The 13,937-nt window shown below is 67.1% G+C and carries 15 protein-coding genes; 5 read left to right on the forward strand and 10 right to left on the reverse strand.

The window, feature by feature from the left end; all coding sequences use genetic code 11:
- Positions 1–39: 39 nt before the first annotated feature.
- Positions 40–897, reverse strand: coding sequence for an SDR family oxidoreductase (locus QZ471_RS18090; RefSeq protein ID WP_295466343.1), 858 nt, complete (start codon positions 895–897; stop codon positions 40–42).
- A 99-nt stretch (positions 898–996) separates the two neighbouring features.
- The gene (locus QZ471_RS18095) at positions 997–1,584 is read right to left on the reverse strand and encodes a TIGR00730 family Rossman fold protein (protein WP_295466345.1); all 588 of its coding nucleotides are present in this window, start codon (positions 1,582–1,584) and stop codon (positions 997–999) included.
- A 334-nt stretch (positions 1,585–1,918) separates the two neighbouring features.
- On the opposite strand from QZ471_RS18095, the gene azu reads away from it, so the two are divergent.
- Entirely contained in the window at positions 1,919–2,368 is a 450-nt protein-coding gene (gene azu, locus QZ471_RS18100) for an azurin (protein ID WP_295466347.1), read from the forward strand.
- 959 nt (positions 2,369–3,327) lie between these two features.
- Here the strand turns inward: azu and QZ471_RS18105 are convergent.
- Both QZ471_RS18105 and QZ471_RS18110 read right to left on the reverse strand, forming a co-directional pair.
- On the reverse strand, positions 3,328–3,876 hold the full coding sequence (locus tag QZ471_RS18105) for a glutathione peroxidase (protein ID WP_295466349.1): 549 nt from the start codon (positions 3,874–3,876) through the stop codon (positions 3,328–3,330).
- Positions 3,877–3,957: 81 nt separating this feature from the next.
- A complete protein-coding gene (locus tag QZ471_RS18110; RefSeq protein WP_295466351.1) occupies positions 3,958–4,287 on the reverse strand; it encodes a hypothetical protein in 330 nt (109 codons plus the stop codon).
- Positions 4,288–4,506: 219 nt separating this feature from the next.
- Here QZ471_RS18110 and QZ471_RS18115 point away from each other — a divergent pair, with 219 nt between their 5' ends.
- On the forward strand, positions 4,507–5,913 hold the full coding sequence (locus QZ471_RS18115; protein ID WP_295466353.1) for an L-cystine transporter: 1,407 nt from the start codon (positions 4,507–4,509) through the stop codon (positions 5,911–5,913).
- Between the two features lie 47 nt (positions 5,914–5,960).
- Here the strand turns inward: QZ471_RS18115 and QZ471_RS18120 are convergent, their stop codons facing one another.
- The 3 genes from QZ471_RS18120 to QZ471_RS18130 form a co-directional block, all read right to left on the reverse strand.
- A complete protein-coding gene (locus QZ471_RS18120; RefSeq protein WP_295466354.1) occupies positions 5,961–6,488 on the reverse strand; it encodes a transposase in 528 nt (175 codons plus the stop codon).
- A 93-nt stretch (positions 6,489–6,581) separates the two neighbouring features.
- Positions 6,582–7,571: a methyltransferase gene (locus tag QZ471_RS18125; protein ID WP_295466356.1), complete on the reverse strand. Its 990-nt coding sequence runs from the start codon at positions 7,569–7,571 to the stop codon at positions 6,582–6,584.
- A 28-nt stretch (positions 7,572–7,599) separates the two neighbouring features.
- The gene (locus QZ471_RS18130) at positions 7,600–8,559 is read right to left on the reverse strand and encodes a 2-hydroxyacid dehydrogenase (protein WP_295466358.1); all 960 of its coding nucleotides are present in this window, start codon (positions 8,557–8,559) and stop codon (positions 7,600–7,602) included.
- A gap of 93 nt (positions 8,560–8,652) precedes the next feature.
- Between QZ471_RS18130 and QZ471_RS18135 the strand changes: the two genes are divergently transcribed.
- A complete protein-coding gene (locus QZ471_RS18135) occupies positions 8,653–9,243 on the forward strand; it encodes an ACP phosphodiesterase (RefSeq protein ID WP_295466360.1) in 591 nt (196 codons plus the stop codon).
- Here the strand turns inward: QZ471_RS18135 and QZ471_RS18140 are convergent.
- Both QZ471_RS18140 and QZ471_RS18145 read right to left on the reverse strand, forming a co-directional pair.
- A complete protein-coding gene (locus QZ471_RS18140) occupies positions 9,183–9,983 on the reverse strand; it encodes a lysophospholipid acyltransferase family protein (protein ID WP_295466362.1) in 801 nt (266 codons plus the stop codon). The two genes, QZ471_RS18135 and QZ471_RS18140, sit on opposite strands and share 61 nt — an antisense overlap.
- A complete protein-coding gene (locus tag QZ471_RS18145) occupies positions 9,980–10,708 on the reverse strand; it encodes a GNAT family N-acyltransferase (RefSeq protein WP_295466364.1) in 729 nt (242 codons plus the stop codon). Before QZ471_RS18145 ends, QZ471_RS18140 begins: the two co-directional genes overlap by 4 nt.
- A gap of 225 nt (positions 10,709–10,933) precedes the next feature.
- Here QZ471_RS18145 and QZ471_RS18150 point away from each other — a divergent pair, with 225 nt between their 5' ends.
- The gene (locus tag QZ471_RS18150; RefSeq protein ID WP_059231121.1) at positions 10,934–11,419 is read left to right on the forward strand and encodes a peptidylprolyl isomerase; all 486 of its coding nucleotides are present in this window, start codon (positions 10,934–10,936) and stop codon (positions 11,417–11,419) included.
- Between the two features lie 231 nt (positions 11,420–11,650).
- On the opposite strand, the gene cysZ is transcribed toward QZ471_RS18150, so the two are convergent.
- Positions 11,651–12,403 carry a sulfate transporter CysZ gene (gene cysZ / locus QZ471_RS18155; RefSeq protein ID WP_295466367.1) on the reverse strand — a complete coding sequence of 251 codons (753 nt, stop codon included), beginning with the start codon at positions 12,401–12,403 and terminating at the stop codon, positions 11,651–11,653.
- A 302-nt stretch (positions 12,404–12,705) separates the two neighbouring features.
- Here cysZ and trxB point away from each other — a divergent pair, with 302 nt between their 5' ends.
- Positions 12,706–13,680, forward strand: a complete 975-nt coding sequence (gene trxB, locus QZ471_RS18160) for a thioredoxin-disulfide reductase (protein ID WP_058760179.1) — start codon at positions 12,706–12,708, stop codon at positions 13,678–13,680.
- The last annotated feature ends 257 nt before the right edge of the window (positions 13,681–13,937 follow it).

Consider the following 13,937-nt stretch of genomic DNA (forward strand, 5'->3'; position numbering starts at 1 on the left):
GGCAGAGGAAGGCATCCCGGCAGGCGCCGGGGCGAGCGGTCAGAGGATCGGCTTGCCGCCAGTGACGGCGATGCGCGCACCCGAGGTGTAGCTGGATTCGTCGGACGCCAGCATCACGTAGACTGGTGCCAGCTCCACCGGCTGACCGGGGCGGCCAAGCGGGGTGTTGCCGCCGAATTCCTTGACCTGCTCGGGCGGCATGGTGGCCGGAATCAGCGGGGTCCAGATGGGGCCGGGAGCCACGCTGTTGGCGCGGATGCCTTTCTCGCCGAGCAACTGGGCGAGACCCGCGGTGAAGTTGGCGATGGCGCCCTTGGTGGTGGCATAGGCCAGCAGCGTCGGCCGCGGCATGTCCGAATTCACCGAGGTGGTGTTGATGATGGAGCCGCCCGGGCCCATGTGCTTCACCGCCGCCTGGGTGATGCGAAACATGGCGGTGATGTTCACATCGAAGGTGTAGACCCATTCGTCGTCGGGAATCTCGTCGAGGGTCTCGTGGGTCATCTGGAAGGCGGCGTTGTTGACCAGCACATCGATCCGGCCGAAGGCGGCGACGGTCTGCTCTACGATCGCGAGACACTGCTCGCGCTGGGACAGGCACCCAGGTAGCAGCAGGGCCTCGCGTCCGGCTTCACGCACCAGGCGGGCGGTGTCCTCGGCGTCTTCGTGTTCGTTCAGGTAGCTGATGGCGACATCGGCGCCTTCACGGGCGAAGGCGATGGCCACGGCGCGGCCGATGCCACTATCGCCACCGGTGATCAGCGCCTTCTTGCCGGCCAGACGGCCGGAACCCTTGTAGCTCTGCTCACCGCAATCCGGCAGCGGATTCATGCGCGACTGCAGGCCGGGGACGGCCTGCTGTTGTTCCGGCATCGGGGCTTTGGGGTAATCGGTCATGGAAGCATCCTCGTCGCTTGCGTAATTTTGGTGGCCTGTCAGTACCGACAGGCCACAAGCGGCGAGGGTTCGAGGGGCGGGACGGGCGGCGTGCGCGGGCTAGCGTGGCGCCGGTTCGGCCCAGCGCGGCGCTACGGTGGGCTGCCAGGCGGCGAGGGCGTCTAGCAGGGCGGGCGGCGAGTCTTCCACCTGCAGCATGGCCCGGTGCTGGGGGGCGACGAAGCCTTGGGCGACCAGGTGATCGAGGAAACCTTCCAGTTGGGCGTAGAAGCCGTCCACTTCCAGCAGGCCCATGGGCTTGGCGTGGTAGCCGAGCTGGCCCCAGGTCCAGACTTCGAAGAGTTCCTCCAGAGTGCCCAGGCCACCGGGGAGGGCGATGAAGGCATCGGCCAGCTCGGACATTCGCGCCTTGCGCGCGTGCATACCATCGACCACTTCCAGGCGGGTACAGCCGGTATGGCCCAGCTCGGCGGTCTTCAGGCTCTGCGGGATGATGCCGATCACCTCGCCGCCAGCGGCCAGGGCGGCGTCGGCGACCACGCCCATCAGCCCGACCTTGCCGCCCCCATAGACCAGGGTGAGGCCCCGCTCGGCGAGGGTCCGGCCGAGCTGCGCGGCCGCTTCCTGGAAGACGGGAGAGGCGCCGGGCTTGGCACCACAGAAGACACAGACGGCTTTCAGCGACATGGGAACTCCTTGGCAGGCAAAACGCCTAGCCTAGTCGCCCCACGTGCGGGATCAAAGGGCGCTCATCGCGCAAGGAAATCCTCTTCCGGGGCATTGCCGCTGGCGGCCTGGGCATAGGTGGCGAACAGCTGGCGCAGCAGGGCGGTGAGAGTCATGGCGGGCGTCCTTGGCTGACGGGAGAGGAGGTCATGGTACGCAGAGGTAAGGCACGGCTACCCGGCAAAGGTTTCGATGGGGCCGATAGAGCGAAGCACGCCACGCGCTTGCCATGACCGCTGGAACCCGCCACCCTCGCATCGGTCTGACTGGCGACTTTCACGCATCTGGAGGGTTCATGAAATCCACGTTTTTTGCCGCAGCGTTGTTCGCCTTGGGAAGTAGCGGCGCCTGGGCCGCCGACGTCTGTTCGACACAGATCGAAGCCGGCGACCAGATGACCTACAGCCGCGCCTCGATCCAGGTCCCGGCGTCGTGCAAGACTTTCACCGTGGAGCTGGTCCACAGCGGCAGCCTGCCGAAGAACGTCATGGGCCACAATTGGGTACTGACCCGCTCCACCGACGCCGCTGCCGTCGACGCGGCGGGCATGAACGCTGGCGAGGCCAAGGGCTACCTGCCCGAGGGGGACGAACGCATCATCGCCCATACCAAGATGTTGGGCGGTGGCGAGAAGGATTCGGTGAGCTTCGATACCGGGGCTCTGGAGGCGGGCAAGGAGTACACTTTCTTCTGTTCCTTCCCGGGGCATTTCGGGTCGATGCGAGGGGTGTTGCAGCGGGGGTAAGAGGGGGAGGTTGGGTTGTGGCGGACGACCGGTGCAATCCGACTTCTTGAGCAGGAATTCCTGTGGGTTGGGTTGAGCGGGAGCGAAGCCCCACACCTGGCTCTAGCTGATTATCGAGTGCTTTGATGATTCTGGTTTCGCCCACCCGGGCGAGTCACTTTTGCCAGTCGCGGCAAAAGTAACCAAAAACGCTTGCCCCGGTCATCCGGCCCGGCGCGAAGCGCCAGGTGCGCTCACGCCAGCACCGTGCAGAGGGTCGGTCCAGACGGGCCGTCCATGGCCCGCTGGACCTCTCGCCGCCTCCATGCGGCTCGACCCCCTGCCCGGTACTGGCATGAGCCCTCCTGAACGGGGCGATTTCGCCAGCTTGAAAGTGTTGGTTGAAGAGCCATAACCGTCCGTAGCGTGGACAACGGCGAAGCCTTGTCCACTGGTCACGACCAAGCCCACCTGTGGAAAACGCCGCTACGACCTGACACCGGAAATCGCGGCCATGCCGGTGCGCCGTAGCGACCGCTCCTACAGCAACTGGATACCCTGTAGGAGCGGCCCATGGCCGCGATAAAAACGTTGCTGCCAAAGGGCATTGGCTTCGGTGATTAAGTGCCGCCAGTGAAAAACGCTGCGCGGTTTTCCACGCTACGAATCGCTTTGGCTCTGCCTGTAAACACCGCAATCTCAGGCTGGCACCCCGTCCCCGTCAGTGAGGCCGAGCGAAGCGCGAGGGGCAGGACGCCCCTTCGTGCCGTGCCCCCGAAGCGTAGCGTAGGGCCGAAACGTGGGGTGTGCTTTCTTTTGCTTACTTTTCTTTGCACCGGGCGGCGATCCGCAAGCAAAGAAAAGTGAGTCGCCGGCCAGGCGAAATAGGGGCAGCAGCAATGCCGATAAGCAGCTAGGGCAACCAACATCAAAGACGTTGGGCTTCGCTCCCGCTCAACCCAACCTACCAATGCCAGTCCTCACTCCTTCGCCAACTCCACCTCGATGGCTTCCAGCAGTCGCGGATCATCCGCCGTCACATCCGGCGCGAAACGCCCCACCACCTCTCCATTGCGCCCAATCAGGAATTTCTCGAAATTCCACAGCACCTCGGGCTTGGGATTGGGGCTGCCGCCGCGGCTCAACATGCGCTCGCGGAAGGGGCCGTCGCCGGTAGCCTCGGGCTGGGCGCGGGTCAGCTCTTCGTACAGCGGATGCTTGTCTTCACCCACCACGCTGAGCTTGGCGAACAGGGGGAATTGCACGCCGTAAGTGAGGGTGCAGAATTCCTTGATCTCGGCGTCGCTGCCGGGCTCTTGCTGCTTGAAGTCGTTGGCGGGAAAGCCGAGCACTTCCAGGCCGCGCTCGCGCTGGGCCTCGTAGAGCCGTTCCAGGCCTTCGTACTGGCTGGTGAGGCCACACTTGGAGGCCACGTTCACCACCAGCAGTACCTTTCCCAGGTAGCGCTCCAAGGTCAGGGTTTCGCCGTCGATGGATTGCAGCGGGAGTTTCATCAGGGTTGCGGTCATGGTCGGCTTCCTCGGGGAGAGGCAGTCAGCCTAGCGCAAAAGCGCCGCCTCGGTGGGCGGCGCCTGTCGGTCGGGCGGGGCTCAGCGCTTGAGCTTGACCACGTCGCCGGACACGGTGGTGGTGAAGCCGCTCAGGACGTAGGCCCAGAACCAGTTTTCCTGCACCTGGGTGTTGATCAGGGCATCGCCACCGCGGGATTTGATAGCCGCGTTCTGCGCACGAACGAAGCGATCGTTCTGCTGTACCGGGATGAAGCCCAGCACCATGATGCCGGTGGCCTTGCCTTCGCCGTGGCCGATGACGGTGTACTGCGACGGGTCCAGATTCTGCGTCTTCATCGCGGTACCGGTGCAGCCGGCGACAGCGGCGGCGAGGGCGAAGGAGACGGCGAGCTTGGCGAAACGTTGCATGGAGTGATCCTTTTCTGGTTGGCAATGCCGGGCTTCGTTTCCCGGCCGCCTGCACTCTAGCAGCGCTCGGCCGCGGGTGAGCGCCGTTCATGCCGGTGATGGAGCCGCTCCTCTCGTTATCAGGTGATAGCACCTCGATCTAAGCCTGGATGGTCCGAGCTGCTACCATCGCCCGCCTTTCGTCCGGCGGCGCGCCGGGCGCCGTTACGGAGACCTCGTGTGAATCTGCCTCTCGTCCTCAATCTCGTCGCCTTCGCCGTGCTGCTCGGCCTGTTGGCGCGCACGCGCCGCACCGGCTGGAGCCTGGCCGTGCGCGTCTTCATCGGCCTCGCTCTGGGCGTGGCCTTCGGCCTGGTGCTGCAAGTCGTCTACGGCCATGACGCCCCGGTGCTCAAGACCTCCATCGGCTGGTTCAACCTGGTCGGCAACGGCTACGTGCAGCTGCTGCAGATGAGCATCATGCCGCTGGTGTTCGCCTCCATCCTGGCCGCCGTGGCGCGGCTGCGCGAGGCCTCGTCCATGGGGCGGATCAGCCTGCTGACCCTCGGCACCCTGCTGTTCACCACGGCCATCGCCGCCCTGGTCGGGGTACTGGTCACCTGGCTGTTCGGCCTGAGCGCCGAGGGGCTGGTACAGGGTGCCCAGGAAAGCGCGCGCCTGGCCACCCTGCAGAGCAGCTACGTCGGCAAGGTGGCGGACCTGTCGGTGCCGCAGCTGCTGCTATCCTTCATTCCGAAGAATCCCTTCGCCGATCTGTCCGGTGCCAATCCCACCTCCATCATCAGCGTGGTGATCTTCGCCGCCTTCCTCGGCGTCGCCGCCCTGCGCCTGCAGCGTGACGATCCGGTCCGCGGCGAGAAGGTGCTGGCCGGTATCGACGTGCTCCAGGCCTGGGTGATGAAGCTGGTGCGGTTGCTGCTGCAGCTCACCCCCTATGGCGTGCTGGCGCTGATGACCAAGATGGTCGCCACCGCCAGCCCCCAGGACGTGCTCAAGCTGGGCACCTTTCTGATCGCCTCCTACCTGGGCCTGGCGATCCTCTTCGGCGTGCATGCGCTGCTGCTGACGCTGAGCGGCCTGTCGCCGGCGCGCTTCTTTCCCAAGGTCTGGCCGGTGCTGAGCTTCGCCTTCACCAGTCGCTCCAGCGCGGCGACCATCCCGCTGAACATCGAGGCCCAGACCGAGCGCCTCGGCGTGCCGCCGGCCATCGCCAGCTTCGCCGCCTCCTTCGGCGCCACCATTGGCCAGAACGGCTGCGCCGGGCTCTATCCGGCCATGCTGGCGGTGATGATCGCCCCGACGATGGGTATTAACCCCTTCGATCCGCTGTGGATCGCCACCCTGGTCGGCATCGTCACCCTGAGTTCGGCGGGCGTGGCCGGCGTGGGCGGCGGCGCCACCTTCGCCGCCCTGATCGTGCTGCCGGCTCTGGGCCTGCCGGTCACCCTGGTCGCCCTGCTGGTGTCCATCGAACCCCTGATCGACATGGGGCGCACCGCGCTCAACGTCAACGGCGCCATGACCGCCGGTACCTTGACCGCACGCTGGATGGGGCAGTTGGACAAGGCCGCCTACGACCGCGACGACCGCGCAGAGGCACCGGCGGCGCCGCTAGGGCGCGGTTGAGGCGGTAGCGCTCGAAGGGCGGTGTTGCAGTCAGCGCCGCCTGCCGTTCAACGCTCGCCCACCGCCCAGTCTTGGTCGTCCCGGCACGTCCAGTCCGCGGGCAGCACCCCCGCGCGCACCAGGCGATGGATGGACGAGTAGGGCCATTCCTCCGCTCGGTGGGTGTAGCCGTGCTTCACCGGATTGCCGTGGATGTAGTCGAGATGCCGCTGCAGGTCCTGCTCGTCCTTCATCCGTTGCGCCCAGTAGCGTCGCTGCCAGAGACCGCGCTCGCGCTTGAGCCGGCGTGACAGCTGGACCGTCGTCAGCGGCGGCAACTGGCTGGAGAAGCCCACCTTGATCAGGTTCCAGCGCAGCGGATAGTCGCCGTCATCCGCCGGCAGGCGCCAGAGCGCATGCAGGTGGTCGGGTAGCACCACCATGCCGAGGATCTCGAAGGGATGAGCGGCCTTCACCTGGCGTATCGCCGCCCGTAACAGACCGATGTGATCGGTGAGCAGGGTGGCGGTCGGGTCATTGAGATGGAGCGTGAAGAAAAAGCTGCCGCCCGCGGCGAGGCTGGGTCGGGGGTTCATGGTCACCATCCATGGTGAGTCGAAAACCCTAGTCTAGAGCCTTTTCCTGGGGTGCTCCATGGGCCGGCGTGCCGTCGGGCGTCGCTGGCCCGGCTAGCGACGCCGCGCGCTGTAGACCTTGAAGCCGTCGCGCTGGGCCAGGGTGCGGCAATTGCCGAAGGCGGCCTCGATCAGCGGCGGATAGCGCAGGAAACTGTTGGCCACCAGGCGCAACTCACCGCCCGGGCGCAGGTGGCGCACCGCCTCGGCCAGCAGGGTCTCGGTGGTGCGGTAGTCGGTCTTCACGCCGCTGTGGAAGGGCGGATTGCTGACGATGGCCGCCAGCCCGGTGGGCGCTGCTGCTATGCCGTCGCCAGCGCTCACCGTCCCGGTGAGGCCGTTGGCGGCCAGGGTCTGGCGACTGCTGGCGACGGCGAAGGCGTCCACGTCGAGCAGGTGCAGGGTGCTGGCCGGATAGCGCCGAGCCAGGGTGGCGCCGATCACCCCGGCACCGCAGCCGAAGTCCAGCACCGGGCCCTCGGGCAGGCCATCGAGGTGTTCCAGCAGCAGGGCGGTGCCCACGTCCAGCCGGCCGTGGCTGAAGACGCCCGGCAGGCTGACGACCTCCAGCGCCGCCAGGGGCTGGCGTTGCAGCCAGGCATCCGGGCGGGGATCGGCGTCACTCTGCGGCCCCTGTACCACCCACAGCTGGCAGTGGCGGGCGCTATCGAGCTTACTGGCGCTGCCGAAGGCGCCCAGTTGGCGCGCGGCGCGCTCGATGCCGGCCTTCTTTTCACCCACCAGATAGAGATTGCCGGTGGCGGGCAGCCGTCGGGCCAGGGCGGTGAGCAGGAACTCGGTGGCCTCCCGCGACTTGGGCAGGAACAATACCGCATCCGTCACCTCGGCCGCGGGCGGTTCTATGCCGAAGGAACAGCGTTCCGGATAGCGCGCTGCCAGGTGTTCCGCCTCGCCCGCGTGCCAGCTCCAGCCATGCGCTGCGGGCAGGACGCCGAGCAGCTCGTCGGCGGGCAGACCGGCGAGCAGCAGCGGGCCGCCAAAACGTTCGGGGTGACGGAGGAGGACTTCGCTACGCGGATCCATGGCACTACCTGGCGAAAAAGCGCGAACTTTAGCAGACCACCCGCTGCGGCGTGCCGGCGAGATGGCCGCGGGCATTGTCGGCGAGCTGGCCGATGATGCGCTGGCGGGCTTCGCGACTGCCCCAGGCGTTGTGCGGGGTGACGATCAATCGCGGAATGTCGCCGGCCAGGAGGGGATTGCCCTCGCGCGGGGGCTCCACGCTGAGCACGTCGGTGGCGGCCCCGGCCAGGTGGCCGCGTCTCAGGCAGTCGGCTAGCGCCTGTTCGTCGACGATGCCGCCACGGGCGGTGTTGACCAAGAAGGCCGTGGGTTTCATCGCCGCCAGTTCTGCCGCGCCGATCAGGCCGCGGGTCTGCTCGGTGAGCGGGCAGTGCATCGTCAGGGCATCCACCTGGGGCAAGAGCTCGGCCAGCGGCAGGCTGCCAGGTCGCACCGGGCGACCGGGCAACTGGCCCACCAGGGTCTGCATGCCGAAGGCTTCGGCCAGGCGCTTGACCGCGCTGCCCAGTTCGCCCAGGCCGAGCAGGCCGAGGGTCTTGCCTTCCAGTTCGACGATGGGATGGTCCAGCAGGCAGAACTGCTTGGCGGTCTGCCAGCGCCCGGCGCGGACGTCCGCCTGATAGTCCGGCAGCCGGGTGGCCAGCGCCAGCAGCAGGGCCAGGGTGTGCTGGGCCACCGAGGCGGTGCCGTAGCCCTGGCAATTGCAAACGCGCACGCCCTGGGCGCGGGCGGCGTCCAGATCGACGTTGTTGGTGCCGGTGGCACTGACCAGTACCAGTTTCAGCTCCGGGCAGGCCGAAAGGATGGCGGCATCCAGCATCACCTTGTTGACGATGGCGACCTGGGCTCCCGCCAGGCGGGCGGCGACGTCCTCCTGGGCGATGGCGGGGTGCAGTTCCAGCTCGTCGAACACCGCGCATAGCGGCGCCGGGTCCAGATCGCCCAGGTCGAGGGAGGCATAGTCGAGGAACACGGCGCGAACGGGCATGATGACTCCAGCGAGAGAGTAAGGGAGGTCGAGCCTAGCAGCCAGGCGTCGTCCAGGAAAACCGCCAGGCCGTGGCTGGAGTATGCTGCAGGGATGAATTACCTCGCGCATCTGCACCTGGGCGGCCCCGGCCGCGAAGACCGGCTCGGCAGCCTCTACGGCGATTTCGTCAAGGGCTCGCCGGATGCCTGGCCGGTCGGCATCGCCGCGGGCATCCGCCTGCACCGGCGCATCGACGTCTATACCGACGACCATCCCCTGGTGATCCAGGCCAAGACCCGCCTGCCCAAGGCGCGGCGGCGGGTGGCCGGGCTGCTGGTGGACGTCTTCTTCGATCACTGCCTGGCCCGGCACTGGCACGACTACGCCGATCAGACCCTGCCCAGCTTCACTGCCGACTGCTATAGAACCCTGCTCGCGGAGTCGGCGCTGCCACCGCGACTGGCGCGCATCGCCCCGCTCATGGCGCAACAGGATTGGCTCGGCAGCTACAGGGATTTCGCCGTGCTGGAGCGAGTGGTGGACGGCATGGCCCGGCGGCTGTCACGCCCAGAGTTGCTGGCCGGGGCCTTCGCCGAACTGGCCGGCGCCTACGACGGCCTGGAAGAGGATTTTCGCCACTTCTATCCGCAACTGCAGGCCTTCGCCGCCGCCGAGCGGGCCGCGGCGCGGCTCACCGGCTGAATCCCCAGGCGCGCGGCGATGGCCACCTGGCACTGGCCGGCCAGGACCTGGCGGGGTTGGCCGGCGGACGGCAGCGGCGGCAGCAGGTCGATCCTCAGGGTGGTCCCGCCGCTTTCCAGCAACCGCCGCAGGTGACTGACCAGGTCGTCGTCGCCGATGAAGGCCGCCTCCCGGTCGGGCAAGCCATCGCGCCAGTAGCTCAGGGCCACCGGTTGCAATGGGGTACCGGTGGCTATGGCTGGGCTCAGCAGCCGACCGTGGAAGGTCTTGAGCTGGCTGCCATCGGTGGTGGTGCCCTCGGGGAAGAGCACCAGCGAAAACCCCTGGGTCAGGCGTGCCGTCAGGGCTTCGCCCAACACCTCGCCGCGTTCGGCGCCACGCTGGATGAACAGGGTGCCAGCCTGGCGGGTCAGCCAGCCGGCGAAGGGCCAGGCCGCCACCTCTGCCTTGGACAGGAAGCTCAGCGGCTGCAGGCTGCCGACTCCGATAATGTCGAGCCAGGAGACGTGATTGGCCAGCCAGAGATGGGTCCCCGCGGCCGGTGCGCCCCGGACCTCCAGGCGCAGGCGCAACGCGGCCGCCAGCACCCGGAAGAAGCGCTGGGTCAGCCGCTGACGCAGCCCCAGGCACGGGCGGCGGCTGAGCGTCGTTGCCAGGGCCACGCCCAGGGCGAACAGCGCGCCGAGCAGCAGCGCGGCGAGCACCGGCAGCAGCCGCAGGCCGAGGCGCAGTCGGCTCATACCGCAGCCTTGAAGTGGCGGGCGTAGCGCGGGCAGAGATCTTCGCGGTGCAGCAGGATGAAGACGTCGGCCACGCCGAACTCCGGGTCCCAGCAGGGCGCGCCGCAGACCTGGGCGCCCAGGCGCAGATAGGCCTTGAGCAGTGGGGGCAACTGCACCACCAGGTTGTCCGGCACGGCGACGAAGGGCAGCGGGCGTCGCGGCGTGGCGCGGATCGCTGGGGTGCGCTCGTCGCGGGCGGCGTGGCGTAGCAGGGCGGCGGCCTGCAGGCCGCCGTCGGCCATGGGGACGCTGGCGCAGCCCATCAGGTAGCGATAGCCGCCACTGGCCATGATCTCGGCCAGTTCGGCCCAGAGCAGGGCGATAGCCGCACCGGTACGATGGCCGTTGGCGACGCAGGTCCGCCCGATCTCCAGGATCGGCCCCTGCAGCTCATCGAGGCCGTCCAGCTGGAATTCGCTTTCGCTGTAGAGGCTGCCGACCTGGGCCCGGCGGCGACCGTCGAGCAGACGCGTGGTGGCGATCAGCTCGCCGCTGCGCAGGTCACGCACGCCCAGGTGCAGGCAGTGGGCGTCGAAGGCGTCCTGGTCGAGGCCGTCGGCGAAATGGACGCCGTAGGTACTGCCGAAGACCGAAGCCCGCAGGCGCTGGGCGGCGCGGATGTCCGCGGTGGTCGAGAGGCGTTCGGCGCGAAGCGCGGGCGGTGCGGACACGAGACTCGGCATGGCAGGGCTCCTGCAACGGTTGTGCAGCAAACCCTAGGTAGCCCCCATGACAGCCCCGTGAAGCGGTCATGGCGATTGCGTGACGAGCGGTCGTCGAGCGTTGCAGGGGCGCCTTCCAGATGCCTCGCCGCGCCATCGGGCTGACCGAACGCATTCGCAATTGCTAAGTTGGACGCGTAGACTGATACGTCAATCCTATTTTTTTCCAGCATGAAGGTTCTGGCCATGCAGATCGCGGCGAACACGGCGGTATCCATCGACTACACCCTGACCAACGACGCCGGCGAAGTCATCGACAGCTCCGCTGGTGGTGCTCCGCTGGTCTACCTGCAAGGCGCGGGCAACATCATCCCGGGTCTCGAGCGCGCCCTGTCCGGCAAAGAGGCTGGCGACGAGCTGAAGGTGGCCATCGAGCCGGAAGACGCCTACGGCGAATACAGCCCCGAGCTGGTCGCTACCCTGGGCCGCGAAATGTTCGAAGGCGTGGACGAGCTGGAAGTGGGCATGCAGTTCCATGCCTCCGGCCCGGACGGCGCCATGCAGATCGTCACCGTGCGTGACATCGAGGGCGACCAGGTTACCGTCGACGGCAATCATCCCCTGGCCGGCCAGCGCCTGAACTTCGCTGTCAAGGTCGTCAACGTGCGTGCCGCCAGCGACGAAGAGATCGCCCACGGCCACATCCATGGCGAGGGTGGTCACCACCACTAAGCCTGACTCCAGGCTCCTCGCGACGCCCGCTCCGGCCCCGCCGGCGCGGGCGTCGTCGTTTCCGGACGGTACGAGTAGGGGCGGCCCTCACCCCAACCCTCTCCCCAGGGGAGAGGGGGCTGGTTGGGTGGTGTGGTGTAGGGTGGATGACGGCGCAGCCTCATCCACGCAGGCACGCGGCTCACGTGGAAAAGGCTGCGCGGCTTTGCGCCCTACCGGGCCAGGGCTGCCTTAAGGGCGCACTACCAGCGCCTGGTTGCCTTCCTCGCGGACCCAGAACAGCGTGGCCCCGGCCACGGCGGCGGGCATGAACAGGGCGTTCAGGCCGGGTACCAGCAGCGCCAGATAGGTCACGCCGCCGAAGCCCAGGCAGCGCAGGCGGCGGGTCCGCAGCCAGGCGAGCATGCTGCGGAAATCCAGCTTGTGGTTGTCGGCCGGGAAGTCGATGTACTGCACCGCCATCATCCAGACGCCGAACAGGATCCACAGCGGTGCGGCGATCAGGTTGAGACCGGGGATGAAAGTCAGTACCAGCAGGCCCAGGGCGCGCGGCAGGTAGTACCCCAGCTTGCGCAGCTCGCGCTGCAGGGTGCGGGGCACCATGGTCACCAATTCGGTGAGGTTGAAGGGCGGAAAGTCGTCCTGTCCGCGTACCAGCACCTCCACCTTCTCGGCGAGGAAGCCGTTGAAGGGCGCGGCTACCAGGTTGGCCAGCATGGTGAAGGTGAAGAAGATGATCGCCAGCAGCAACAGCACGAACAGTGGCCAGAGCAGCCATTCGACGAAGCCCGCCCAAGTCGGCAGGCTGGGCATCAGTTGTTCCAGCCAGCCCTCAAAGCCACGCACGGCGAAGGTGAGGATGGCCGCATAGAGCAGCAAATTGATGATCAGCGGGATGACCACGAAGCGGCGCAGGCCGGGGCGGGTCACCAGGCGCAGGCCTTCGGCGAAGTAGGCGGAGCCGGACAGGGGAGCGACAGCCATGTAGATTCCTGACGAGTGGCGGGAATGCACAGCTTACCTCAGGGCTCCATTGGCGAAGCGGTCGACATAGGCGCGCCCTATGGTCTGGATTTAGAATGGTCGCTTCTGTGGAAAGGTCGCTCCCGTTAGGCTGAGCACCATCCCTGGACCCGGCGTCCGTCGCGGACGGTGCCGGTCGCGCCATCGCCAGGAGCGATTGGCGCTGCGGAACGGCTCCGCACGAACCCCGGCCGGCGCGCCCCTCAAGGCGCGCGGGCCATTTCACTCTTAGGTCTGCCGGAGATCCCGGCAGGGAGAATGTCATGTCAGAAGCCAGCACCTCGCGCCATTCGCGCCTCATCATCCTCGGTTCCGGTCCGGCCGGTTACACGGCGGCGGTCTATGCCGCCCGTGCCAACCTCAAGCCGCTGTTGATCACCGGCATGCAGATGGGCGGCCAGCTGACCACCACCACCGAGGTCGACAACTGGCCGGGCGACCCCCACGACCTGACCGGTCCGGCGCTGATGGAGCGTATGCGCGAGCACGCCGAGCGCTTCGAGACCGAGATCGTCTTCGACCACATCAACGCCGTGGACTTCGGTGGCAAGCCCTACACCCTCAAGGGTGACAGCGCCACCTACACCTGCGACGCCCTGATCATCGCCACCGGTGCCAGCGCCCGCTACCTGGGCCTGGCCAGCGAAGAGGCCTTCATGGGCAAGGGCGTGTCCGCCTGCGCCACCTGCGACGGCTTCTTCTATCGCAACCGTGAGGTGGCGGTGGTCGGCGGCGGCAATACCGCGGTCGAGGAGGCCCTGTACCTGGCCAACATCGCCAGCAAGGTGACCCTGATCCACCGGCGCGAGACCTTCCGCGCCGAGAAGATCCTGCAGGACAAGCTGCGTGCCCGGGTCGCCGAAGGCAAGATGGCGCTCAAGCTCAATGCCAGCGTCGACGAGGTGCTGGGTGACAACATGGGCGTCACCGGCGTGCGCATCAAGAACAACGATGGCAGCACCGAAGAGCTGCAGGTGGCCGGCCTGTTCGTCGCCATCGGTCACACCCCCAACACCGGGCTGTTCGAAGGCCAGTTGGAGACCCATGACGGCTACCTGGTGGTGAAGGGCGGTCGCGAGGCCAATGCCACCGCCACCAACGTGCCGGGCGTGTTCGCCGCGGGCGACGTGGCCGACCACACCTACCGCCAGGCCATCACCTCGGCCGGTGCCGGTTGCATGGCCGCGCTGGACGCCGAGCGCTATCTGGATGGGTTGGGCGATTTGCAGGTGCTGTAAAGCTTTCTGGTCTTGGGGTTCATTGATCGCGGCCATGGGCCGCTCCTACAAGAACGGAAGCTACCGTAGGAGCGGCCCATGGCCGCGATAAGACAGTTGCTCCTAAAGGCGAGCCGGTATCCGTAGGAGCGGTCGCTACAGCGTACCGGCATGGCTGCGATTAGAGGAGGGTGTTCCCAGGGAGCGCTAAGCAAAGCCCAGCATGGGCCTTGGTGCTGTTCGTATAGATCAGAAAAAACACCGCGGCTCTTTATCGA

It is taken from the genome of uncultured Pseudomonas sp., from assembly GCF_913774235.1.
Lineage (GTDB): Bacteria > Pseudomonadota > Gammaproteobacteria > Pseudomonadales > Pseudomonadaceae > Chryseomonas.